The organism is Kaistia granuli DSM 23481 (assembly GCF_000380505.1).
Classification (GTDB): Bacteria; Pseudomonadota; Alphaproteobacteria; order Rhizobiales; family Kaistiaceae; genus Kaistia; species Kaistia granuli.
In genome coordinates, this window is record NZ_AQYH01000002.1 from 101,048 (window position 1) to 124,759 (window position 23,712).

General features: G+C 66.5%; 25 protein-coding genes. 17 read left to right on the plus strand and 8 right to left on the minus strand.

Annotated features, from left to right (window positions below; all coding sequences use genetic code 11):
- Nucleotides 1-87: 87 nt before the first annotated feature.
- From G342_RS0101555 to G342_RS25875, 4 genes are all read left to right on the plus strand, one after another.
- Nucleotides 88-1,548, plus strand: coding sequence for a sigma-54-dependent transcriptional regulator (locus tag G342_RS0101555; RefSeq protein WP_018181342.1), 1,461 nt, complete (start codon nt 88-90; stop codon nt 1,546-1,548).
- 94 nt (nt 1,549-1,642) lie between these two features.
- A complete protein-coding gene (locus G342_RS0101560) occupies nt 1,643-3,322 on the plus strand; it encodes a L,D-transpeptidase family protein (RefSeq protein ID WP_018181343.1) in 1,680 nt (559 codons plus the stop codon).
- Between the two features lie 381 nt (nt 3,323-3,703).
- Entirely contained in the window at nt 3,704-5,404 is a 1,701-nt protein-coding gene (locus tag G342_RS25090) for a peptidoglycan L,D-endopeptidase MepK (RefSeq protein ID WP_018181344.1), read from the plus strand.
- 343 nt (nt 5,405-5,747) lie between these two features.
- Nucleotides 5,748-5,921, plus strand: coding sequence for a hypothetical protein (locus tag G342_RS25875; RefSeq protein WP_018181345.1), 174 nt, complete (start codon nt 5,748-5,750; stop codon nt 5,919-5,921).
- Between the two features lie 183 nt (nt 5,922-6,104).
- Here the strand turns inward: G342_RS25875 and G342_RS0101580 are convergent, their stop codons facing one another.
- The 3 genes from G342_RS0101580 to G342_RS0101590 form a co-directional block, all read right to left on the minus strand.
- Complete coding sequence (locus G342_RS0101580; RefSeq protein ID WP_018181346.1) at nt 6,105-6,356, minus strand: DUF2312 domain-containing protein; 252 nt, start codon at nt 6,354-6,356, stop codon at nt 6,105-6,107.
- Between the two features lie 88 nt (nt 6,357-6,444).
- Entirely contained in the window at nt 6,445-6,762 is a 318-nt protein-coding gene (locus G342_RS0101585; RefSeq protein WP_018181347.1) for a DUF1244 domain-containing protein, read from the minus strand.
- A 12-nt stretch (nt 6,763-6,774) separates the two neighbouring features.
- Nucleotides 6,775-7,599, minus strand: a complete 825-nt coding sequence (locus G342_RS0101590; RefSeq protein WP_051094051.1) for an N-formylglutamate amidohydrolase — start codon at nt 7,597-7,599, stop codon at nt 6,775-6,777.
- A gap of 69 nt (nt 7,600-7,668) precedes the next feature.
- Here G342_RS0101590 and G342_RS0101595 point away from each other — a divergent pair, with 69 nt between their 5' ends.
- Genes G342_RS0101595 through pyk form a run of 3 tightly spaced genes read left to right on the plus strand, consistent with a single transcriptional unit; the run spans nt 7,669 to nt 10,672 of the window.
- Entirely contained in the window at nt 7,669-8,577 is a 909-nt protein-coding gene (locus G342_RS0101595) for a DMT family transporter (protein WP_051094053.1), read from the plus strand.
- The gene (locus G342_RS22910) at nt 8,574-9,236 is read left to right on the plus strand and encodes a DUF1036 domain-containing protein (RefSeq protein ID WP_342665144.1); all 663 of its coding nucleotides are present in this window, start codon (nt 8,574-8,576) and stop codon (nt 9,234-9,236) included. The genes G342_RS0101595 and G342_RS22910 overlap by 4 nt, the downstream gene beginning before the upstream one ends.
- Entirely contained in the window at nt 9,233-10,672 is a 1,440-nt protein-coding gene (gene pyk, locus G342_RS0101605) for a pyruvate kinase (protein ID WP_018181351.1), read from the plus strand. The genes G342_RS22910 and pyk overlap by 4 nt, the downstream gene beginning before the upstream one ends.
- A gap of 231 nt (nt 10,673-10,903) precedes the next feature.
- Here pyk and G342_RS22915 read toward each other — a convergent pair whose 3' ends face one another.
- Together G342_RS22915 and ykgO are read right to left on the minus strand one after the other, a co-directional pair.
- A complete protein-coding gene (locus tag G342_RS22915) occupies nt 10,904-11,488 on the minus strand; it encodes a tetratricopeptide repeat protein (protein ID WP_245557194.1) in 585 nt (194 codons plus the stop codon).
- Between the two features lie 72 nt (nt 11,489-11,560).
- The gene (gene ykgO / locus G342_RS0101615; protein WP_018181353.1) at nt 11,561-11,686 is read right to left on the minus strand and encodes a type B 50S ribosomal protein L36; all 126 of its coding nucleotides are present in this window, start codon (nt 11,684-11,686) and stop codon (nt 11,561-11,563) included.
- A 220-nt stretch (nt 11,687-11,906) separates the two neighbouring features.
- Here ykgO and G342_RS25555 point away from each other — a divergent pair, with 220 nt between their 5' ends.
- The gene (locus G342_RS25555) at nt 11,907-12,095 is read left to right on the plus strand and encodes a KGG domain-containing protein (RefSeq protein WP_083931004.1); all 189 of its coding nucleotides are present in this window, start codon (nt 11,907-11,909) and stop codon (nt 12,093-12,095) included.
- A gap of 97 nt (nt 12,096-12,192) precedes the next feature.
- Here the strand turns inward: G342_RS25555 and G342_RS0101625 are convergent, their stop codons facing one another.
- A complete protein-coding gene (locus tag G342_RS0101625) occupies nt 12,193-12,669 on the minus strand; it encodes an Lrp/AsnC family transcriptional regulator (protein ID WP_018181355.1) in 477 nt (158 codons plus the stop codon).
- 146 nt (nt 12,670-12,815) lie between these two features.
- Between G342_RS0101625 and alr the strand changes: the two genes are divergently transcribed.
- Nucleotides 12,816-13,985, plus strand: a complete 1,170-nt coding sequence (gene alr, locus G342_RS0101630) for an alanine racemase (protein ID WP_018181356.1) — start codon at nt 12,816-12,818, stop codon at nt 13,983-13,985.
- Nucleotides 13,982-15,238, plus strand: coding sequence for a D-amino acid dehydrogenase (locus G342_RS0101635; protein WP_018181357.1), 1,257 nt, complete (start codon nt 13,982-13,984; stop codon nt 15,236-15,238). Before alr ends, G342_RS0101635 begins: the two co-directional genes overlap by 4 nt.
- A gap of 71 nt (nt 15,239-15,309) precedes the next feature.
- Here the strand turns inward: G342_RS0101635 and G342_RS0101640 are convergent, their stop codons facing one another.
- Nucleotides 15,310-15,561 (minus strand): hypothetical protein, encoded by a 252-nt coding sequence (locus G342_RS0101640; protein WP_156830752.1) that lies wholly within the window; start codon nt 15,559-15,561, stop codon nt 15,310-15,312.
- Nucleotides 15,562-15,875: 314 nt separating this feature from the next.
- On the minus strand, nt 15,876-16,457 hold the full coding sequence (locus G342_RS0101645; RefSeq protein ID WP_018181359.1) for a helix-turn-helix domain-containing protein: 582 nt from the start codon (nt 16,455-16,457) through the stop codon (nt 15,876-15,878).
- Between the two features lie 271 nt (nt 16,458-16,728).
- Here G342_RS0101645 and G342_RS0101650 point away from each other — a divergent pair, with 271 nt between their 5' ends.
- From G342_RS0101650 to argE, 7 genes are all read left to right on the plus strand, one after another.
- Nucleotides 16,729-18,306, plus strand: a complete 1,578-nt coding sequence (locus G342_RS0101650) for an ABC transporter substrate-binding protein (RefSeq protein ID WP_018181360.1) — start codon at nt 16,729-16,731, stop codon at nt 18,304-18,306.
- A gap of 72 nt (nt 18,307-18,378) precedes the next feature.
- Nucleotides 18,379-19,332, plus strand: coding sequence for an ABC transporter permease (locus tag G342_RS0101655; protein WP_018181361.1), 954 nt, complete (start codon nt 18,379-18,381; stop codon nt 19,330-19,332).
- Nucleotides 19,332-20,165 (plus strand): ABC transporter permease, encoded by an 834-nt coding sequence (locus G342_RS0101660; protein ID WP_018181362.1) that lies wholly within the window; start codon nt 19,332-19,334, stop codon nt 20,163-20,165. The genes G342_RS0101655 and G342_RS0101660 overlap by 1 nt, the downstream gene beginning before the upstream one ends.
- Before the next feature lie 5 nt (nt 20,166-20,170).
- The gene (locus tag G342_RS0101665; RefSeq protein WP_018181363.1) at nt 20,171-21,001 is read left to right on the plus strand and encodes an ABC transporter ATP-binding protein; all 831 of its coding nucleotides are present in this window, start codon (nt 20,171-20,173) and stop codon (nt 20,999-21,001) included.
- Nucleotides 20,998-21,798, plus strand: a complete 801-nt coding sequence (locus G342_RS22920; protein WP_018181364.1) for an ATP-binding cassette domain-containing protein — start codon at nt 20,998-21,000, stop codon at nt 21,796-21,798. Before G342_RS0101665 ends, G342_RS22920 begins: the two co-directional genes overlap by 4 nt.
- On the plus strand, nt 21,795-22,532 hold the full coding sequence (locus tag G342_RS0101675; protein WP_018181365.1) for a DUF1028 domain-containing protein: 738 nt from the start codon (nt 21,795-21,797) through the stop codon (nt 22,530-22,532). Before G342_RS22920 ends, G342_RS0101675 begins: the two co-directional genes overlap by 4 nt.
- Before the next feature lie 31 nt (nt 22,533-22,563).
- Nucleotides 22,564-23,712, plus strand: a complete 1,149-nt coding sequence (gene argE / locus G342_RS0101680; protein ID WP_018181366.1) for an acetylornithine deacetylase — start codon at nt 22,564-22,566, stop codon at nt 23,710-23,712.

Genomic DNA, 23,712 nt, shown 5'->3' on the forward strand with positions numbered 1-23,712 from the left:
CGGCCCGATCATGGCCGGCGACAGTACGGCTGCCTTCCCGCTCGCCGTCCCTCCCCGCTCCCTCCAATCCGGCAAAGCGCCTCCCCGATGTTCGCCCAGATCCTCATCGTCGACGACGATCCCGCCGAACGGCGCCGGCTCGAAGAAGCGGCTGTGGAGCTGGGTCATGCCGTGACGGTGTTCGGCGACGGCGCATCGGCCCTCGCCTGCCTCGACGCCTCCGACGGCGACCGCTTCGATCTGATGATCCTGGACCTCGTCATGCCGGAGCTCGACGGCATCGGCGTGCTGCGCCGGCTCACCGAAAAAGGTAGCCGGATCAAGGTGATCGTCCAGGCGGCACCGAGCGGCATCGACATGGCGGCGAGCGCCATCCGGGCCGGAGCGTCGGATTTCCTGATCAAGCCGGCCGCCCCGAAGCGCATCGCGATCTCGATCCAGAACGTGCTTCGGATCGGCGCGCTGGAGCGGGAGATCGCCCGGATCGACCGCGCCGCCGCCGGTACGCTGGAATTCCGCGATCTCATCGCCGCCAGCCCATCGATGGAGCGCGTGCTGTCGCTCGGCCGCCGCGCCGCCACCGCGACCATGCCCATCCTGATCGAGGGCGAGCCCGGCGTCGGCAAGGCGCGGATCGCCCGGACGATCCACGGCAGCGGCGATCGCCGGAGCAGGCCCTTCATCGCCGTCCACTGCCGCGCAAATTCCCGCGCATCCGTGGAAGATATCCTGTTCGGGACCGATCGCGTCGCCGGCAGACTTCAGGAAGCGCATGGCGGCACGCTGCTACTGCGCGAGATCGGCGAGCTGCCGCTCGAGGCGCAGGCGCGCCTCCTGCGCGTGCTGCAGGCGGGCGAGACCGAGCCGATCGCAGGCAGGCGTGCGGCGCGCATCGACATCCGGCTCGTCGCGACGAGCAGCCGCGATCTGATCGCCGAGGTGCAGCAGGGACGCTTTCGCGAGGATCTCTACTACCGACTCAACGCGTTGCCGATCCGCGTGCCGCCGCTTCGCGAACGGCAGGACGACATTCCGGAGCTCGCCCGCCACTTCGCCCTTCGATTCGCCGCCGAAGAGGCAAAGTCGATGCTGCGCGGCGTCGAACCCGACGCTCTGCAGCAGCTGGCGCGGCAGGCGTGGCCCGGCAATATCCGCCAGCTCGAGAATGCCGTCTATCGCGCCGTCATCCTCGCGGACGGGCCGCTGCTGACGATGGACGACTTCCCGCGCATCGCCGCCGGCGTGCCCGTCCCGGCGTCGTCTGCCGACAAGCCGGTTTCTCATGTTTCCGGCAGGCCCGCCACCGAAGCGGCGATCCTGCCGCCGCCCCCGCTGCCGGAGGCCGGCCACCTCCGCGCGATCCGCCCGGACGGCGATGTGCGAGCGCTCGCCGAAATCGAGGCCGCCATGATCGAGCTGGCGCTCGAACGCTACCGTGGCCGCATGGCAACGGTAGCCCGCAAACTCGGAATCGGACGATCCACCCTCTATCGCAAGCTCAAGGAACTCGGCATTGCCGAGGACGGCGAGAAAATTGCGGCAGAGTGACCGGGATCGCAGCGCGGCCGGCTGAATTGATGTTTCTAGGCGGAAGCCTGAATCGAAGGGCCCTGCCCGGACGGTTCGAAGAGGTGCGAAGGCGATGAAGGGTTCGAACGACATGATCTTGAAGGCGACGAAGGCATTGCTGGCGAGCGTGGCCTTGATCGGACTGTCGGTCGGAGCCGCCCATGCCTATCTGCCCGAGGGCAAGACCTTCCGCGAACGGGCCGGCAGCGCCGCCAGCCTCGCCATGGCCGATGTCGCCAGCGACCCGGCCGCCCAGGCGCTGAAGACCATCCTCTCGGCCCCGGTCAAGGCCGAGACTTTCGTCGACAAGCGCGATCGCGCCGCCATGGTCGAATTCTACGCCGAGCGCGACTACCAGCCGGTCTGGATGGTCGACGGCGTCTATACGCCGCAGGCGCGCAAGGTCATGCAACGGATCGCCGCCGCCGCCGAGGACGGTCTCGACCCGACCGCCTATCGGCTGCCGCCGGTCCAGGTCGGGGCCGAAACGCCGGCCGGCGCCGAGATCGCCGCCTCGGTCGATCTGGTGCTGAGCAAGGCCGTGCTGACCTATGCGCGGGAGGCCTTTGCCGGCCGCCTTGATCCGTCGTCGATCAGCAAGCTGATCACCCTCAAGCCGCTGCTGCCCGATCCAATCGAAGTGCTGACGACGGTCTCGTCGGCGACCGACGGCGCCGCGGCGATCGCCGGCTTCAACCCGCCGCATGAGGGCTATCTGCGCCTGAAGAAGGCGCTGGCCGAGGCCCGGGCCACCGACACGGGACCGGCGCTGGCGCGCCTGCCGGAAGGCAAGTCGATGAAGGTCGGCCTGTCCGATCCGCGCGTGCCGCTGCTGCGCGCCCGCCTTGACGTTCCGGCACCGAGCGAGGCTCCCGAGGTCTATGACGAGGCGCTGGCCGAGGCGGTGAAGACCTTCCAGTCCGGCAAGGGCCTGCAGGCTGACGGCATCGCTGGCAATGCCACCGTCGCCTACATCAACGGCACGGGCAAAACCAACACGGCCGAGATCCTTGCCAACATGGAGCGCTGGCGCTGGATGCCGCGCGATCTCGGCGATTTCTACGTCCTCGCCAATGTGCCGGAATTCTCCGTCCGCGTCGTCGAGGACGGCAAGGTGATCCACACGGCCCGCACCGTCGTCGGCAAGATGACGAACCAGACGCCGATCTTCTCCGACCAGATGGAGTCGATCGTCGTCAATCCGAGCTGGAACGTTCCCGCCTCGATCACGATGAAGGAAATGCTCCCCGCCATCCGGCGCGATCCGAGCTACATGGCGCGCAAGGGCTATCAGGTGCTCGCCCATGTCGACGGCAAGTTCCGTCCTGTTGATCCGCAGATGGTCGACTGGAGCAACGTCAATCCGCGCCAGATCATGATCCGCCAGCCGCCGGGCGACGACAATGCGCTTGGCAGCGTCAAATTCCTGTTCCCGAACGAGCATGCCGTCTATCTGCACGACACGCCGTCGAAGAGCTTCTTCAAGCGTGATGCGCGGGCACTCAGCCATGGCTGCGTCCGCGTGCAGGATCCGCTCGAATTTGCCGATATCCTGCTCGCCCATCAGGGTGGATGGACGCCGGCCCGGCTCAGAAAAATGATCGGCGGCAAGGAAAAATGGATCAATCTTCCGAATCGGATCCCGATCCATCTGACTTATTTCACCGCCTTCGTCGACGATAACGGCACGCTGGAGACCCGTCCGGACATCTACGGCTACAATGGCCGGGTCGAAAAAGCGCTCGGGCTATAATGGCGGAACTCCGCCATTTCCAGAGTTCATAGGCTCAGAAATCCGCTCGCCAGGCTTCCCGCAGCCCCGCGCCGCGGTCGACAGAACCGCCAGAAGATGCCAAACCGCGCAGGTTGGATTTCCTGCGCGGTTTTCTTTTTGCCCCTCAATTGCCACGATCTGCTCTGAATGATTGGGCGATGACATTGCCGTGATCGGCAGGTGATGCCCTCGGTGAGGCGCAAAAAGGTCGATTACGGTAAATGCTCATTAACTCTCATGAAGCATTCTGCCCTTACGGGGGCCCATTTCGGGCAAGGACGCAGAAGCACATTGTTTAAGCAGATCGAACTGTATCGGCGAGACCGGGGCCTGCTGCAGCGTTGTGGCACCGCTCTTCGCATGCTCCTCGCCACGGCCGTGGTTTCCGGTTCCGTGGTCGTGTCGGCGCCCGTGGACAAGGCTCAGGCCGCAGCGGGCGACCGCGCGCTGAAGCTTTTCAACGTCCATACCAAGGAAACCGCCACGATCGTCTTCAAGCGCGGCAACCGCTTCGATGCGGGCGGGCTGAAGCAGCTCAACAATTTCCTGCGCGACTGGCGCCGGAACGAGCCGACGAAGATGGACCCGCAGTTGTTCGACCTGATCTGGTCCGTCTACCAGCAGAGCGGTTCGCGGCAGCCGATCAACGTGGTCAGCGCCTATCGTTCGCCGGCCACCAACGGCGCCCTTCGCTCCCGTTCGCGCGGCGTCGCCAAGCGAAGCCAGCACATGCTCGGCAAGGCGATGGATTTCTATCTCCCGGACGTCCAGCTTGCCAAATTGCGCGCCATCGGCCTCAAGATGCAGGTCGGCGGCGTCGGCTTCTATCCGACCTCCGGTTCCCCTTTCGTCCATATGGACACCGGCAGCGTCCGCCACTGGCCGAAGATGACCCGCGACCAGCTGGTCCGCATCTTCCCGAACGGCAAGACGCTGCATGTGCCGTCCGATGGCCGCCCGCTTCCCGGTTATGAGCAGGCGCTCGCCTCCTACAAGGCCCGCAAGGCCGGCGGCGGCGCTATCATGATGGCCAGCGCCGAGCCCGCCAAGAAGGGCAAGTCCTGGTTCGCCCGCCTGACCGGCACCGACGCGTCGGACGAAGACGATATGCCGAACGCGCCGGTCGAGGCCGCCCCGTCGGCGAAGCCCGACAAGACCGAGCCGGCCGAGGTCGACGCCGTTCAGGTCGCAGCCGTCACGCCGGAAGAGCCGCAGGTTCCGTTCGCGACCGCCTCCGCGCCGTTGCCGCGTCCGGCGCCGAACCGCACCGCCGATCCGGTCGCCGATGCCGCCATCGTCGTCGCGGCCGCCGAGCCCGACGCCACCTTGCCGCCCGCGCCGCGCCGCTCGCCGGTTGTCCGGCCGATGATGGCGCTGGCCAGCGTCGCCCCGATCCCGCAGGCAGCGCCGCAGCCGACTCCGAACTACGGCAGCGGCATCACCGATACGCTGGCAGCGCTTGAGTCGACGTCGGCCACGCCGGTCGGCACGACGCAGACCGCCGCCCTTCCGCGCAAGCCGGGTACCGCCGCCGACGCCATCGCCGATGCCATCGGACAGGGCCAGCCCGCCAGCGACGCCATCATGGCCTATGCCGCGCCGCTCACTGTCGACGAATCGCGTCCGCATATCGATGCCGCCACCGGCGCCATCGTGACCGGCCAGGCCGAGAGCCGCCCGGCTGCCAAGGCACCGCGTGTCGCCTCGCTCGGTGGCGACATCGGCATCGCCGGCGCCGCCCCGGTGCTCGATACGGGCCGCGTGGCCGTGGATCCGCTGGCACGGCTGACGCCGGTCGCCTACGAAGCGGCGACGATCGAACTCGTCACCCGTACCGGTTCGACCCGCCAGAAGGCCTATGCCGAATTGCAGATGCCGCACCCCTTCGCCGTGCCGGAACTGTTCACGGCGCCGGAGCGCTCGATCCGGCTCGGCTTCGGACGGATCGCCTATGAAGGCCTCCGCACCGACCGTTTCGCCGGCCCGCTGGTCCATCCGCTCGGCACGATGGAGTTCGCCGCGCTCGACACGATCAGCCGGACGGCCCTCCTGAAGCGCTGATCGCGCGCCGAACGGAATCACGATCTTGAAGCGCCACGGCTCCGCCGTGGCGTTTTTTTGTGAGCCGCTATCCAGCGGACATGGCAGAGCCTGCCGCCCATCGCCACAACGACCGTCGCGGATTGATGCCCTGGCAAAGCCATGGCGACGCTACGGCAGGTCGATGGTAGCGGCCCGCCGCGGATCGAACGCCTGCCTTCATCGTCGACATTCGGAGGCGTGAGTCGGGAGCCGGCAGCACAGCTGCGACGTCTACACGGCACCTAGGCGCGCGCTAAATGCTGTCGGGCGCATCACCGGGCTGTTATAGGCTAGCGCATCAGCCCGAGAGGAAGCCGAACCCATGAGCGAACCGACCGAGCGTTTCAAGAAGGCCGCCCGCAAGAAATCGGCACCCGTCAAGAAGGTGGCGTTGTCGGCGGAGGCCCGTCAGGCCTATGAGGAACTGGTGCGGAGCCGCGACGAACGCGACCGTGCCTATGGCCAGTTCCTGCCGGCCGAGAACAAGGGCAAGTAGAGCGTCGGCCCCGCGAGGGGAGGACCGGCTTCGCGAAGCCGGTTCGGCGACGCAAGCGAGCGCGGCGGCACCGATGCAATCGGGCCGTCCGTCGCTCGAAGGGGAATGGGGCGACCGGGGCGCGGCCCCGATCGGTCCTTCCGCCGTCAGCCTGAAATCATGCAGGCTCGGACCGAATGGTCCTCAGACCATGCCCAGCGCGTTCTTGTAGAGTTCGAGGATCGCCTCTTGCTCTTCGCGCTCGTTGGCGTCCTGCTTGCGAAGGGCCACGATCTTGCGCAGCGCCTTGGTGTCGTAGCCGTTGGCCTTGGCCTCGCCGTAGACAGCCTTGATGTCGTCGGCGATCGCCTTCTTCTCTTCCTCGAGCCGTTCGATCCGCTCGACGATGGACCGGAGCTGGGCGGCGGCGACGCCTTGGACTTCGTCTTCAGCCATGTGGGGAAACCTCAAAAGATTGGCGACAGGCGAGCGTGAGTGCCCGACTTGCGCGTGGGGGTCAAGCCCGCAAGGGGCCGCGAAGCGATCAATGATCGGGGCGATTGGTCGCGAAGGCGGCCAGCTTTTCGGCGGATGCCTCGGTCTGGTTGCGCTTCTGCCACTCTGGATAGGGCATGCCGTAGATGATCTCGCGCGCCGCGTCCTTGCTGAGCGCGATGCCCTTCGCCTCGGCCGCCTCGCGGTACCAGTTGGCGAGACAATTGCGGCAGAAGCCGGCGAGATTCATCAGATCGATGTTCTGGACATCGCTGCGCTCGGAAAGATGCGCCAGGAGCTGCCGGAAGGCGGCGGCCTCGAGCTCGATCTGCGTCCGCTCGTCCGCGGGGGTGTTGGGGCTGGACATGGGCTGAACCTTCTAGTCGACCAGGGGGCCGGTCAGGGAACCGAAGAACTCGACCTGATGCGGCGCGACGCCGATCTCGAGCGACCGGAGAACGGAAGCGAGGCGCTCCGCCCACGCGTCGACGCCGGCGGGATCGGCGATCAGGTCCTGCCGGATCTCGACCAGGGCATGTGCGAGACCGCGTTTCGTCGCATGGCGGTAGAGCGTGTCGCCCTTGAGGGCGCCATGATAAGGCTCGTTGTCGCCAACCACGATGGCCGGGTCACTGGCGAGCCCCGCGATCAGGGGCCGGGCGAGGCGCGGATCGGCATCCCAGAGGATGCCCGCATGCCAGGGGCGCGGCCGGCCCTTCCAGAGCGGGGTGAAGCTGTGGATCGACAGGATCATCGGCAGGCGCCCGCTCGCCATGCCGGCTTCGATCGTCCGGTTCACTGCGTCGTCATAGGGCTGGTAGAAGCGCGCGATGCGTCGTTCCCGCTCTTCCCGATCGATCCGCGCATTGCCGGGTACGACGGCGCCGTCCGAGAGACGCATGATCAGCGTCGGATCGTCGAGGCCGCGATTGGGATCGATCAGCAGCCGGGAGAAATGCGACAGCACGGCGGGAACGCCGAAGCGGGACGCGAGCGTCCGCGTCAGCGCGGCGGCACCGATGTCATAGGCGATATGGCGCTTGAATTCAGACGGCGGCAGGCCGAGCGAGGCGTATTCGGCCGGCACGTGGCTAGACGCGTGATCACAGAGCAGGATCAGGCCGGCGCCGACATCGCCGGGAAGGATCTCGAACGCGGCTTCCGCGCCTTGGGCGGCCGGGCCGGGATTTAAAACATTGCGCATGGCCGAATGATAGTGACCCGGCCGGTCGGCTGCCATAGGAATGTGCTCTTCGCCGCATCCGAGAACGCCTTGTCCTCCGCTCCCCCGTCCACGCCCCCGGTCCCTTCCGTCGCCGCCTTCGCGATACCCGCCCTCATCCTCGGCGCCATGGCGATGGGGATCTCGCCGATCTTCGTCCGGCTGACCGATGTCGGCCCGTTCGCCAGCGCCTTCTGGCGCGTCGGCGGCGCGCTGCCGGTGCTGCTCGCCTGGGCTCTCTACGAGGCGCGCCGCGCGGGGATCTCCCCCGGCTCGGTCTTCAGGCTCGACGGTCCGATCCTCGCTTCCGGCCTGCTGTTCGCGGGCGACCTGATCTTCTGGCATCTCGCCATCCTTCGGACGAGCGTCGCTAACGCCACCTTCCTCGCCACCATGGCGCCGGTCTGGGTGGTGCTCGGCTCCGGCTTCTTCATCGGCGAAAAGGTGGGCCGCGACGTTCTGGCCGGACTGGCGCTCTGCCTGATCGGCGCAACCTTCCTGATCGGCATGAGCTGGCAGGTGCGGCCCGACCATCTGGACGGCGACCTGTTCGGCATCGTCACTTCGTTCTTCTTCGGCGGCTATTTCCTCGCCGTGCGCGCGGCGCGCCGCACGTCGTCGGCCGGCAAGATCACCTTCCTCTCGACCCTCGTCACCAGCCTGGCGCTGCTCTTGATGGCGCTCGCCACCGAGCCGCGCATCCTGCCCGCCAGCCTCGATAGCGCCGCCTCGCTGGCCGGCCTCGCCTTCATCAGCCAGGCCGGTGGCCAGGGCCTGCTCGCTTTCGCGCTCGGCCATCTGCCGGCCGCCTTCTCGGCCCTGGTGATCTTCCTGGAGGCTATCGCGGCGGCGCTCGCGGGCTGGCTGTTCCTCGGCGAAGCCGTTTCGGCGGGACAGGCGATCGGCGGCGCCTTGATCCTGGTCGGCATCTTCATCGCCCGACCGCAGCGCCCCCGTTGATCCCGCGCTTCAGCCATCATGCCGCCGCGATTGTTCTGAACATCAGGGCCATGCAATCGATCGGAATGAAACCCGCGGCCAGCCCGCACCACGCGCCGGCTCCGGCCCCTGCTGCCCAGGACGAGCAATGGTTGACAGCCGGAAAGAGGCGGCGGCATAAAGCTGCCTCCTACGTCAACCGGTTCGCGACCTCATCGATGCGATCATCCCTGCTTCGACTTTGGCCGCGTTCGGCCCTCTTGGCCTGCGCGCTTGCTGTCGCTTCCCTTTTCCTGTTTGCAGCCCCGGCTTCCGCCGACCTGCGCCTCTGCAACAAAACGCCCAGTCGCGTCGGCATTGCCATCGGCTATAAGGACAAGAAAGTCTGGACCACCGAAGGTTGGTGGAACGTGCCGGTCAATAGCTGCGAGACGCTGGTGAGCGGAACGCTCGTGTCACGATACTATTACGTGTATGCGGTCGACTACGATCACGGCGGCGAGTGGAGCGGCAAATACGTGATGTGCACGAAAGACAAAATGTTTACGATCGAGGGCACCGAAGATTGCGTGCCTCGTGGATTTAATCGATCCGGCTTCTTCGAAGTCGACACCGGTGAACAAACCAGCTGGACGATCCAGCTGAATGAACCTGCCCAGCAAGGAGCTAACCGAAAATGAGACGGTCGCGTAAGGTCAAGATTCTCGCGACCCTGGGTCCAGCCTCTTCCGACAAGGCGACGATTGAAGCCCTCTTCCGGGCCGGCGCCGATGTCTTCCGCATCAATATGAGCCATACGACGCACGACAAGCTCAATGAGCTCGTCCGCATCATCCGCGGCGTGGAAGCCGATGTCGGCCGCCCGATCGGCATCCTTGCCGATCTTCAGGGCCCGAAGCTGCGCCTCGGGACGTTCGCCGAGAAGTCGGTCGAAATCGCGGTCGGTCAGAGCTTTACGCTCGACAGCGATCCGACGCCCGGCACCACCGGCCGCGTGTTCCTGCCGCATCCCGAAATCCTCGAGGTCCTCGAGCCCGGCCACCGGCTGCTGATCGACGACGGCAAGGTTCGACTGCGCGTCATCTCGACCACCGGCACGAGCGCGCTGACCACGGTCGAAGTCGGAACCAAGCTTTCGGACCGCAAGGGCGTGAGCGTCCCGGATTCGACGATCAAGACCGGCGCGCTGACCGAGAAGGACCGCGCCGACCTCGACGCCGCCCTGCAGGCCAATGTCGACTGGATCGCACTCTCCTTCGTCCAGCGTCCCGACGACGTCGCCGAAGTGCGCAAGATCGCCGCCGGCCGCGCCGGCATCATGTCGAAGATCGAGAAGCCGCAGGCCGTGCAGCGCCTGGCCGAAATCATCGAGATCTCCGACGCGCTGATGGTCGCCCGTGGCGATCTGGGCGTCGAGATGCCGCTGGAACAGGTTCCGGGCATCCAGAAGCAGATCACCCGTGCCTGCCGCCGCGCCGGCAAACCGGTGGTCGTCGCGACCCAGATGCTCGAATCGATGATCACGGCCCCGGTGCCGACCCGCGCCGAGGTCTCCGACGTCGCCACGGCCGTCTATGAAGGCGCCGACGCCGTCATGCTGTCGGCCGAATCCGCCGCCGGCGCCTTCCCGATTGACGCCGTCGCCACGATGGACCGGATCGCCACCCAGGTGGAGCTCGATTCGAACCACAAGAACATCATGCACGCCCAGCGCACCGAGCCGGAGGCGACCGGCGCCGACGCGATCTCGGCCGCCGCCCGCCAGATCGCCGAGACGCTGAACCTCGCGGCAATCTGCTGCTATACGGCTTCGGGCTCGACCGGCCTGCGCGCTGCCCGCGAGCGGCCGCAGACCCCGATCATCGCGCTGTCGCCGATCGTCTCGACCGCCCGCCGGCTGTCGATCGTCTGGGGCCTGCACTGCGTCGTCAGCGACGACGCATACAATCTCGACGACATGGTGAACCGCGCCTGCTTCATCGCCAATCGCGAGGGTTTCGCGAAGCCCGGCGACCGGATCATCATCACCGCCGGCGTGCCGCTGCGCACGCCGGGCGCGACCAACATGCTGCGCATCGCCTTTGTCGGCACCGGCACGGAAGAGGGACGCCGCTAACGCGGCCTCCCGGCCCCACGGGGCACTAGCACACTCCGGATCGCTCCGTCTCCCGTCCCGGGAGCGGAGCGGCCTCCCTGCCCTTCCCTGACCCCATCGGAACGCCAACCGGGCTCCCTGCGGAGCGCCGGCGATACCTGACTCCAAGTCAGGACGATCTGATGGCGGCTGCCGTCCGTCGGCCCGGCAGCAGGGATGATGAAACGGGTGACCGAAGCGGGCCGAGCGGCCCTAGATCGGGCGGCCGTCGACCTCGGGCTCGAGCGACTTGATCGCGTCGCGGACCTGGTCGTCCAGATAGGGATCGATGGCGAGCGCCTTCTGCAGGGCTGCCAGCGCTTCCTTCTTGCGATCGATCTCGTTCAGGATCATGCCGAGGCCGGCCAGCGCGCCGAAATGGCGCGGCTCCAGCGCCAGCACCTTTTCGATGTCGGAGAGGGCCTTGCCGTAATCATCCTGCAGGAAGAACAGCGTCGCACGACGGTTCCAGCCTTCGGCGTATTCCGGTTTCAGCGCGATGACCGCGTCGAGAAAATCATAGGCGCGCGCGTAGTTCTTGGTCGCGATCGCCTCGGCCGCCCATTGCATCAGGAGGTCAATGGTATCGCTGCCGGAGTTGAGCCAGCGGCGCTGGATCTCGGCCTCGGCGGACGAGCCGGCAGCCTCGTCGCCGGGGGTGCCGAGCGTCTGGAACAATTGCTCCATGCTCTGGCCGGCGAGATCGCCGCCAGCGATTCCGGCTCCGTCGTTCATGGCGGCGAAGGACGGGAGGGCCGAGGCGGCCAATGCAACAAGGGAAACGACAAATGCCCGCATAAAGGCCATCATAGCCTTCAAACGGGCATCGTCAAAACCGAATCCGCAAGGCGCGCCAGGGCGCGCCCAACATCAACCCTGACGGGCCTTGTAGCGCGGATTGACCTTGTTGATGATGAATACACGGCCCTTCCGGCGAACGAGCCGGTTGGCGCGGTGGCGCCCGAGCAGGGACTTGAGCGAGTTCTTGATCTTCATGGCGCGACGCTCGCGAAAGGGTTCTGGGAACGAAACGAGCGCCCAAGGCGCCCGCTCGAAAATTCGGCCGGACCATAGGCAGCGAGGGCCTGCCTTGTCAACACGAGGGGCCCAGAATCCTGAGATTTCGGCCCGCGACCTAAGCTTATGCAGCAAAGTTCGGAACGATTGCGCCGGCAAGGGGTTGCTAACCCGGACGGGGTTCAGTGGAGTGAGCGACATGCCGAACAAAGAGCAACGTGGCGGATCCGGAAACTTCGCGAATGACCCGAAAAGGGCATCGGAAATGGGCAAGAAGGGCGGCGAACAGTCCGGCCAGCGCCAGCAGACCCAGGCGTCGGAAAAGACCCATCAGCAGGGTTCGCAGCCCAAGAATCGCGACACGTCGCCAAAGGGCGGCCAGCGCTGATCGATCTCCGGATCGCACCTCATTTGGACCCGCCCGGGAGGGCGGGTTCCTTTTTGCCGACTCACTTTTTTAGGCCGCGTTGCGCGAATCGCCGCGCCTATTGGGCCGCGCGATCCTGGCCCGGACGGCGGCTCGACAGCACGTTGCGGATCGCGAAGCTCGAATGGATGCGGGCGACGCCAGGCAGAGCCGACAGGATCTCCTTGTGCACCCGCTCGAAGCTCGCGGCGGTCTCCACCTCGACGCGCAGGAAATAATCCGAGCCGCCCGTCATCAGGTAGCACTCGCGGATTTCCGGATGCTTGCGCACCGCCGCCTCAAAGCGATTCAGATATTCCTCCGTCTGCCGGTCGAGCGTGATCTGGATGATAACGGCGATCCCCTCCCCGGCGACGCCGCTGCTGACGAGCGCGGTATACCCGCGGATCACGCCCGTCTGCTCCAGGATGTTGAGCCGCCGCAGGCATGCCGAGGGCGATAGCCCGACCTCCTCCGCCAGCTTGGCATTGCTGGTGCGCGCGTTCAGGCGGAGCAGCCGAATGATATTGCGGTCGATGGCATCGAGGCCGGACATGCAGATTATTCCAATTCTCGGCAGAAACTGCCCCAAAGGGAGACTTTATCGCAGGATAGCGCGTCGTTCGATCGGAAATTCGCAGAATTGCGCAATAGGATAGGGCTTTCAAGGCTTTTGACCCTCTCGGGTCTTGGAGCGTGGCGATGAACGAAGCCGTCCGGTTGGAAACCAGAGCAGCAGCCGATTCCCGGTCCGCCGGCGGCGTGCTGACGATCGACCTTGGCGCGCTGGCGCAAAACTACCGCCGCCTCTGCGCGCGGTCGGCGCCTGCCCCGGTCGCCGCCGTCGTCAAGGCCGATGCCTATGGGCTCGGCGCGGCGAGGGTCGTGCCGGTCCTGCACGAGGCTGGTTGCCGCGACTTCTTTGTCGCCCACCTCGTCGAGGCAGTCCGCCTGAAGCCCTATCTCCCCGCCGATGCGCGTCTCTATGTCCTGAACGGTCTATTGCCCGGCGGCGAGCGGCTCTGCGCCGATCTCGGCGCCATCCCGGTGCTGAACTCGCTCGACCAGATCCGCGCCTGGTCGAGGTTGGCGGCAGCCCTCGGCAAGCCGCTCGTGGCGGCGCTGCAGGTCGATACCGGCATGGCGCGGCTAGGATTGTCCTTCGACGAGATGGAGCTGCTGGCGGCCGATCCGGCACCGCTCGCCGGCATCACGCTTCGGCTCATCATGAGCCATCTCGCCTGCGCCGACGAACCGGAGCTGGAGGCGAACCCGCGTCAGCTGGCCGTCCTGCACGCGGCAAGCGGGCTGTTTCCGGGTGTGCCCGTTTCTTTCGCCAATTCCGGCGGCGTCTTCCTCGGCGCCGACTATCACGGCGACCTGGCGCGCCCCGGCGTCGCCCTCTATGGCGGAACGGCCAATCCCGCGGAACCGCCGATGCAGCCTGTGGTCCGCCTCGATGTCCGGGTGATCCAGACGCGCACCGTTCCGGCCGGCACGGCGGTCGGCTATGGCGGCACCCATGTCACCGAGCGCGAGACCCGGATCGCGACGCTTTCGGCCGGCTATGCCGACGGCCTGCCCCGATCGCTCGGCAATCGCGGCGCCGCCTATTGGGGCGGGATCCGGCTGCCGATCCTCGGACGCGTCTCAATGGACAGCCTGATGGTCGATGTGAGCGCCCTCGCCCCCGACGCGCTGCCGCCAGGCGCGCGGGTCGAGCTGATCGGAGCGCACCAGACGCTGGAGGCGATCGCCGCCGACGCCGACACCATTTCGTACGAGATCCTGACCCGGCTCGGTCAACGCTACCATCGCCAGTACAAGAATCCGGAAACCCGCATCGGCACGAGCGGACAGAGGCAAGCATGAAGATCACCATTCTCGGCGCGGGCGTGATCGGAGTAACGTCCGCCTATTATCTGGCCAAGGCCGGCCACCAGGTGACGGTGGTGGACCGCCAGTCCGGCCCGGCGCTGGAAACCAGCTTCGCCAATGCCGGCGAGATCTCGCCCGGCTACTCTTCGCCCTGGGCGGCACCCGGCATCCCGCAGAAGGCGGTGAAGTGGGTGTTCATGAAATACGCCCCGCTGATCATCCAGCCGATGCTCGACGCCGACACCTGGCGCTGGGTGATCGCCATGCTCGGCAACTGCACCTCGGCCCGCTACGCGGTCAACAAGAGCCGGATGGTGCGGATCGCCGAATATTCGCGCGAATGCCTGATCACTCTGCGCGAAGAGACCGGCATCGCCTATGACGGCCGTGAGCAGGGCACGCTGCAGCTGTTCCGGACACAGAAGCAGCTCGACGGCATCGGCAAGGATGTCGACGTGCTGAAGAGCGACGGCGTCCCGTTCGAGGTGCTCGACGCCTCGGGCTGCATCGCGGCCGAGCCGGGCCTGGCGCATGTGCGGGAGAAGATCGTCGGCGGCCTGCGCCTGCCGCATGACGAGACGGGCGACTGCTTCAAGTTCACCAACGAGCTGGCGAAGCGGGCCGAGGCGCTCGGCGTCACCTTCCGGTATGGCGTTGACATTCTCGGTGTCCGCACCGAGGGCAAGCGGATCATCGCCGTCGACACCTCGGCCGGAGAGTTGACGGCGGACATGTTCGTCGCGGCGATGGGCAGCTTCACGCCGCGCCTTCTGAAGCCGCTCGGCCTCCGCCTGCCGGTCTATCCGGTCAAGGGCTATTCGATCACGGTGCCGATCGTCGACGAAGCGCGCGCGCCCGTCTCGACCGTGATGGACGAAACCTACAAGATCGCCATCACCCGGCTCGGCGATCGGATCCGCGTCGGTGGCATGGCCGAGATCGCCGGCTTCAACCGCGACCTGCCGCCGTCGCGCAAGGCGACGCTGGTCTACTCGGTGGAGGATCTGTTCGGCGGTGCCGGCGACCAGTCGCAGGCAAGCTACTGGTGCGGCCTCAGGCCGATGACGCCGGACGGCACACCGGTGATCGGCCCGACCGACTACAGCAATCTCTACCTGAACACCGGCCACGGCACGCTGGGCTGGACGATGGCCTGCGGCTCGGGAAGGCTTCTGGCCGATTTGATCGACGGCAAGATGCCGGACATCCAGTCGGACGATCTCGGTCTGTCGCGCTACGGCCGCTAGGCCCGACAAAAAGGGGCGGCCCGTCGGGGTCGCCCAATTCCATGCTTCAGCCTGAAGCGTGCACCGCACGCCTAGTAGGTCGTGCCCTGCGCCGGCGCGGGCGCCGGGGTGCCATGCGGCGCCATTGTCCCGTGCGAGGGCATCGCGCTGTGATGAGGAAGCGGCTCACACCGCCATACGTGCTTGCCCTTCACCAGAACCTGCATCGCCTGGGTCCCGGCCTTGCAGCTCAGGCCGTGCGTGGTCGCGCCAAATGCCGGCGCGCCTGCCATCGAGGCGGCGGCGATCAGCAACGCGGTCGCGAGCGTAACTTTCGTGTTCATGATCTTCCTCCAGTTTGACCGGAACCGCGCAGCCCGCTTGAAGCGAGAGGCGACGCCGGCCTGGTCAATCACTTGGCGCGCAGCGGCCGGAAGACAATTTCCGTCCGCTGGCCGTAGGAGCCCCGTGTCGGGGTGCCTACCGCAACGACAGACGCCGCGCCGGCCCGATCAGATCCAGAAAATCCAGCCCTAGCAATGGCTTGCAGGGCCGGCGAATCGTCCCGAAGCCGCTCGGGCGTGCAGCGGAGGCCCAGATGTCCGAGGGGTTAAATTTCGGACATCTCCGCGGGTTGCTGATTTCGCCAGCCGGGACGTCAATAGGGCGGCGAGTTGACCCAGACGATGCGGGCCACGACCGTGCCGATATTGCTGTAGCTGTGCGGCAGCGACGACTGGAAGAAGAACGAGCTGCCGGCGCCGATCACCACCGCATGGCCGTCGACGACCAGCTCGATCGTGCCCTCGACGACATAGCCGACCTCTTCGCCGACATGGCGGAGAATGCCGTTCGACCCGCCGCCCGGTGGCACGACGTGGACGTTGGCGTTGAGGGTCCGGCCCTCGGCATAGGGGATCATGCGCTCGAAGCTCGCCAGCGGCGGCCCGGAGCCGCGCCGCTCGAGCGCGAGCACGGGACGCTCGCCATTGCGATAGACGGTCAGCGGCGCCTTCGGCGTGTCGCTGAACAGCGCCTGTACCGGCGTGCCGAGCGCCTCGGCCAGCCGATGCAGCAGATGCAGCGACGGGTCGGCGCGATCGTTCTCGACCTTGGAGAGCATGCTTTCCGAACAGCCGAGCTCGATCGCGAGATCCTTCAGGCGCAATCCCTTGAGCCGGCGAAGATGGCGCAGTTGCGCGCCGAGAGACGGCGTCTCCGCCTCATCGCCGGCAGCCATGACCTTATCCAATTCACGCATTGACGAGCTTACATTCTCTGCGGCGGTTGAATGAACTTGTAGCGCAAGCAGGGGCACGAAAACAGCGCCTGCTTGCCCAGAAATCCGGCTGGGCATGATCGGTATTTGCGCTTGACCCGCGAGATGACTTTCCTGACATTCAAGTGTATTCAACTTTTTGGTCAACCGTGCCGAGGGGGCGCGGGGGCCAATCCGCGACTGGCATCTCGCAGCGCGGACAGCGTTCGATTGCAGGGGAGATCGATCCAACATGACGCAGCAACGGCGTTCGACGGTAAGCCGTCGTTTCATTCTGAAGGCGGGTGTCGCGGCGGCTGCCGTGATGGCGGTTGGCCTGCCGCTCGGCATGGCCCCCGCTTTTGCGGAAGAGCCGGTGCGCGGCGGCGTGCTGAAGCTCGCCTTCTCGGCCGATCCGGCCGGATTCGATCCGGCGCGCGGCCCGAGCGGCATGTCGCATGTGGTGATCGAGCAGGTCTATTCGACGCTGATGTCGCTTGATCCCGACGCCAAGCCCTATCCTGACCTCGCCACCGGCTATGAGGTCTCCGAGGACGGCAAGACCTACACCTTCAAGCTGCGCGAAGGCGTCAAGTTCCACAATGGCGACCCGCTCACCGCCGAGGACGTCAAGTTCACCTTCGACCGGCTTCGCGCGCCTGACAGCGGCTATTCCTACGCCTCGCAGGTCGAGACGATCGCCTCGATCGACGTCGTCGATCCGCTGACGGTCCGCTTCAACCTGACCAAGCCGACCGGCCCCTTCCTGATCTACATGGCCTTCCCCGGCTCCTCGATCGTGCCGAAGAAGCTCTCCGAGAGCGGTCATGACCTGAACTCGCAGCCGGTTGGCAGCGGTCCGTTCAAGTTCGTCTCCTACACGCCCCGCTCGATGGTCAATTTCGAGCGCAACGCCGACTTCTACGAAGCGGGCAAGCCGTATTTCGACGCGATCGAAATGCACCTGATCGCCGACGTCACGGCGCTGACCAACGCGCTGATCTCCAGCACGGTGAACTTCTCGAACGAGATCCCCGCCAAGGACTGGGCAACGATCTCGGCCACCCCCGGCCTCACCGGCCAGCCGCTGGAAGGCTCGCGCTACTACTGGCTGCTGCCGAACAACACCACGGCGCCGCTCGACAACCCGAAGGTCCGCCAGGCTATCGCGCATGCGATCGACCGTCAGGCGATCACCGCCGGCACCTTCTTCGGCCAGGCGAAGCCGATCCTTGGCGGCGTCATTCCGGAATGGAACTGGGCCTATGCGGACCTGAAGGAATTCACGCCTGCCGCCAACCCGGAAAAGGCCAAGGCGCTGCTCGCCGAGGCCGGCTTCCCGGACGGCTTCGAGACCTCGCTCACCATGGCCTCGTCCTTCCCGGCCATGGTCGCCATGGCGCCGATCATCCAGGCGAACCTCGCCGCCGTCGGCATCAAGGCCAAGATCACGACCATGGAAATCCCGCGCTACTGGGACGAGGTCTGGGGGCCGAGCAAGTTCGACATGACGGCAATGTACTGGGTCAGCCCGCTGGCCGATCCGGATGATTTCGTCACCAGCAACTATTCCTGCAACACCGGCATCAACGTCCAGAAGAGCTGCTCGGACCCGATGACGGCGATCCTCGACGAGGCCAAGTCGGGCACGACGGTCGAGGCGCGCAAGGCGTCCTACAAGCGCCAGCAGGAACTGTCGCTCGAGGAAATGCCGATCGTGCCGCTGGTCAACGCCTTGATCCTGACGGCACATACCGATCAGCTGAAAAACTACAAGCCGATGCGCACCGGCTTCCTCAAGACCATCAAGGACGCCTGGCTGGCGCCCTGATACCTTGAAGCCCGCCGGTCGGATTGATCCGACCGGCGGCCCTCTTCTCTCTTCTCAGGTCGTTCCCCTTCCATGATCAGGCTTGTTCTGACCAGGCTCGCCGGCTTCGTGCTGACCCTGTTCGCGGCATCCGTCGTGCTGTTCGTCACGATCAATGTCTTGCCCGGATCCGCCGCGAAGTCCGCGCTCGGCATTCATGCCACCGCGCAGGCGATTCAGCGTTTCGAGGCGCAGCACGGCCTCGATCGCCCGCTGGTGGTCCAGTACGCGGAGTGGCTCGGCCGAATCCTGCAGGGTGATTTCGGCACCTCGTTCCAGAACGGCGTCGCGGTCGGGCCGGAGCTGCTGAAGCGCCTGCCGGTTACGCTGGAGCTGGCGACCTTTGCCTTCATCATCGCCAATCTGATCGCCATCCCGCTCGGTGCCTGGGCGGCGCGGCGGCACCAGAAGGGCGCCGACCGCTCGATCACCTTCCTCGCGACCATACTGGGCGCGATCCCGAACTTCTGGCTGGCGACGCTGCTGGTTCTCGTCTTCACCCTGACCCTGCGCTGGCTGCCGCCCGGCGGCTTCACGCCCTTCACCGTCAATCCGGTGATGAATTTGAAGCAGATGATCATGCCGGCGCTGTCGCTCGGCATCGTGTCGTCGGCGCTTTTGATCCGAATCATGCGCGCCTCGATGCTCGAAGTGCTGTCGACCGACTATGTCCGCACCGCCGAGGCCAAGGGCGCCAACAGCCGGACCATCGTGTTCCGCCATTCGATGCGCAACGCCTTCATCCCCTATCTGAACGTCGCCGCCGTCGAGTTCGGTTTCCTGTTCGGCAGCGTCGTCGTCATCGAGGACATCTTCCTGCTGCCGGGCGTCGGCTCCTTCGTGCTGGTCGGCATCATCAACCGCGACTATCCGGTGCTGCTCGCCGGCGCGCTCGCCATCACCCTGTTCGTGCTGACGCTCAACCTGCTGGTCGACCTGATCGCCAGCCTGCTCGACCCGCGCCAGGTCAAGGCGAGGAACTCGTGATGGCCGCTGCAGCAGGTTTCGATTTCCGCCGCTGGCGGCTGGTGCTTCTCGGCGGGCTTCTGGTCGGGATCGTCCTGTTCGCCGCGATCTTCGCGCCATGGGTCGCCCCCTATTCGCCGTTCGACCTCGATGTCACCCAGATGTTGCAGGGCCCGAGCGCGGCGCATTGGCTGGGTACCGACGAACTCGGCCGAGACGTGCTCTCGCGCGCCATCTACGCGGCGCGCATCTCGATGCAGGTGGCGCTGCTCGCGGTCAGCGTCGGCCTCGTCGGCGGCACGCTGATCGGCATGACGGCCGCCTATTTCGGCGGCCTCGTCGAGCAGGCGCTCATGCGGGCGATGGATCTCCTGTTCTCGTTCCCGGCCATCCTGCTCGCCGTCGTGCTGATGGCGAGCCTCGGCACCAGCGTTCTGAACGCGATGATCGCGATCGGCATCGTCTTCATACCAGGCTTCTCGCGGCTCGCCCGCGCCTCGACGCAGGCCGTGCTACGGCAGCAATATATCGAGGCGGCCCGCTCGATCGGCATGAGCGACGCGCGCATCATCTTCCGCGAGATCCTGCCCAACATCATGGCGCCGCTGATGGTCGAGGCGGCCGTCGCCTTCGCCTATGCGGTGCTGCTCGAATCGGCCCTCTCCTTCCTCGGCCTCGGTGCACAGCCGCCCGATCCCTCCTGGGGCAACATGCTGAGCACCGGCCGCGGCTTCATGGCCCAGGCGCCGTGGCTGTCGATCGTTCCCGGCATGGCGATGTTCATCTGCGTGCTCGGCTTCAACCTGCTCGGCGACGGTCTGCGCGACGTCACCGATCCGCATATGAGGGAGTGACCGACATGGACATCCGCTCCCGCGCTCTCGAAAATGGGCGTCCGACGCTTTCGGTCCGCGACCTCACCGTCGATTTCCCGAAGCGCAGCGGCTCGTTCCGGGCCGTCGATGGCGTCTCGCTCGATGTCTGGCCCGGCGAGATCGTCGGCGTCATCGGCGAATCCGGTTCCGGCAAGACGATGACGGCGCTGTCGACCCTGCGCATGCTGCCGAAGCGCGCCGTCGTCTCCGGCTCGATCGAGCTCGGCCAACGCCGCATCCTCGACCTGTCGCCGGCCGAAATGCGCAAGCTGCGCGGCGACCGGCTCTCCTTCATCCCGCAGGACGCCATGCGGGCGCTGAACCCGACCATGCGGATCGGCCGCCAGGTCGGCGAACCGCTGGTGCTGCACCGGAACCTATCCTTCAAGGCCGCCGTATCCCGCGCCGTCGACCTGCTCCGCGCCGTGCATGTGCGTGAGCCGGAACGGCGGGTCGAGGACTATCCGCACGGCTTTTCCGGCGGCATGCAGCAGCGCGCCATGATCGCGATGGGGCTGGCGCTGGAACCCGAACTGATCATCGCCGACGAGCCGACCACGGCGCTCGACGTCACGGTCCAGGCCCAGGTTCTGAAGCTGCTCAAGGAGATCCGCGACCGCGAGAAAACGTCGATCCTGTTCATCACCCACGACCTCGGCGTCGTCTCGGAACTCTGCGACTGGGTCTATGTGATGTATCGCGGCAAGGTGGTTGAGCAGGGCTCGGTCGAGCGCATCTTCACGGAGCCGCGCGAGGACTACACCAAGATGCTGCTGGCTTCGACGCCGACGCTGTTCCCGAGGGAGGCCTCATGACGGACACGGTGATCCAGGTCGCCGGCGTGACGAAATCCTTCGTCCGCGGCGTCAACGCGGTCGACGACGTGACGCTGTCGGTGGCGCGCGGCGAGACGCTCGGCATCGTCGGCGAATCCGGCTCCGGCAAGTCGACCCTGCTCCGGATGATCCTGCGCCTGATACGCCCTAGCGCCGGCACAATCACTCTGGATGGCCGCGATGTCTGGAACGCCCATGACCGCGACCTCAAGGCCGTCCGCCGCCAGATGCAGGCCGTGTTCCAGGACCCCGCCTCGTCGTTCAACCCGCGCCAGAGCATCGGCACGATCCTCGCCGCGCCGCTCGAGGTACACGGCATCGGCGACCGCGCCTCGCGTGCGAAGCTGATCGGCGAGACGCTGGAGCGCGTCGGCCTGCCGGCCGCGACCGTATCGCGCTTTCCGCACCAGCTTTCCGGCGGCCAGCGCCAGCGCGTCGCCATCGCGCGGGCCGTCATCATGCGCCCCGCCGTGGTGCTCGCCGACGAGCCGACCTCCGCGCTCGACGTGTCGGTGCAGGCGCAGGTGCTGAAGCTCTTTCGCGAGATCAAGGACGAGCTCGGCCTGACCTCGGTCTTCGTCAGCCACAACCTGGCGGTGATCCGCGAGGTCAGCGACCGCGTCGCCGTGATGCGGCATGGCAGACTGGTCGAGATCGGCACGGCCGAGCGCGTCTTCAACTCTCCCGAGAGCGACTATACGAGGGCGTTGATCGACGCCGTGCCCGACCCCTTCCGCCGCTTCCGCGCGCCCGTTGAACTGGAATCCGGATCATGATCGAGCTGAACACCTTCTCCATCTCCGCCCGCTGCCCGCGCACCGGCATGCTCGGCGTCGCCGTCTCGACCGCGGTGCCGGCAGTTGGCGGCATCTGCATCTTCGCCGATGCCGGCGTCGGCGCCATCGCCACCCAGTCCTGGGTCAATCCCTATCTCGGCATCGACGGGCTGAAGCTGCTCCGCGAGGGCCTGTCGGCACCGGAGGCACTCGCCAAGCTGATCGCCGAAGACCCCGGCCAGGCTGACCGCCAGGTCGGCATCGTCGACAACAAGGGTCGCACGGCGGCGCATACCGGCAGTTCCTGCGTCGACTGGGCCGGCCATATCGAGGGCGACGGCTTCACCGTGCAGGGCAACATGCTGGTCGGGGCTGCGACCATCGACGCCATGGCGGAAGCCGCCGAACGCAGCGCCGGTTTCGACCTGCACGAGCGGCTGATGCTGGTGCTCGAGGCCGGCCAGGCCGCCGGCGGCGACAAGCGCGGCAAGCAGTCGGCGGCGCTCAAGGTGTTCAAGAAGGAAGCCTTCGCCTGGCTCGACCTGCGCGTCGACGAGCACCGCAACCCGGTCGCCGAGCTCCGCCGCGTCTTCGAAGTCGCCAAGCACCAGCTGCTGCCCTTCATCGACGGCATGCCGTCGCGCGAGGACCCGATCGGCGGCATCCCCGCCCCCGTCACCGCCATGCTGATGACGCCGCCGCCCTACCGGCCCGGCGGCAGCGGCGGCGCGTGATTGCCCGGACGCAGCCTGAACAGTGAAGAGCATGACCAAGACCCAGACCATCCGCGAGATCCTCGCCGATCTCGTCGGCTTCGACACGACCAGCGCCCGTTCCAACCTCGCTTTGATCGAGCATGTCCGCGCCTATCTCGCCGGCCATGGCGTGACGGCCGAGATCTTCCCGTCGGCCGACGGCAGCAAGGCGAGCCTCTGGGCCACCATCGGCCCGGCCGGCCCCGGCGGCATCATCCTGTCCGGCCATACCGATTGCGTCCCCGTCGAGGGCCAGGCCTGGTCAAGCGATCCCTTCACGCTCACCGAGCGCGACGGCCGCCTCTACGGCCGCGGCGCCTGCGACATGAAGGGCTTCGACGCCGCCGCGCTGGCAATCGTGCCGGAGCTGGTCGCAGCGAAGCTGGAGCGCCCCGTCCACATCGCCCTCTCCTATGACGAGGAAGTCGGCTGCACCGGCGTGCGCGAGATGATCGCCATCCTCAGGGAACGCGGCGAGGCGCCGGCGGCCTGCCTCGTCGGCGAACCGACCAGCATGCAAGTCGTCGTCGGCCACAAGGGCGGGCGCGGCTATCGTTGCCACATCACCGGGCAGGAAGCGCATTCGAGTCTGGCCCCACGCGCGGTCAACGCCATCGAGTACGCGGCCGAGCTGATCGTCTTCCTGCGCGATCTCGGGGGCGAACTCGCCATCGGCCCGCGCGACGAGGAATATGACGTCGTCCACACGACGATCTCGACCGGACTGATCTCCGGCGGCACGGCCGTCAACATCGTGCCGAATGCCTGCTCGTTCACTTTCGAGTACCGCAATCTGATCGAGGTCGATCCGGATACGATCATCGCCCGCATCCAGGACTTCGCCGAGACGAAGCTGCTGCCGGAAATGCGCAGCCGGGCGCCACTGGCGGATATCGCCTTCGAGCCGATCTACGACTATCCGGCGCTGGCGATCGACCCGTCACACCCGCTCGTGACGCGGCTGAAGAACGTCGTCGGCCATAACAGCCACGGCAAGGTCGCCTATGGCACCGAGGGCGGCCTGTTCCAGCGCGATCTCGGCGTGCCGACGGTCGTCTGCGGCCCCGGCTCGATCGACATGGCGCACAAGCCGGACGAATACGTCGCGATCGAGCAGCTCGACCGCTGCGACGCGGCGCTCCGCAAGCTGCTGCTGTAA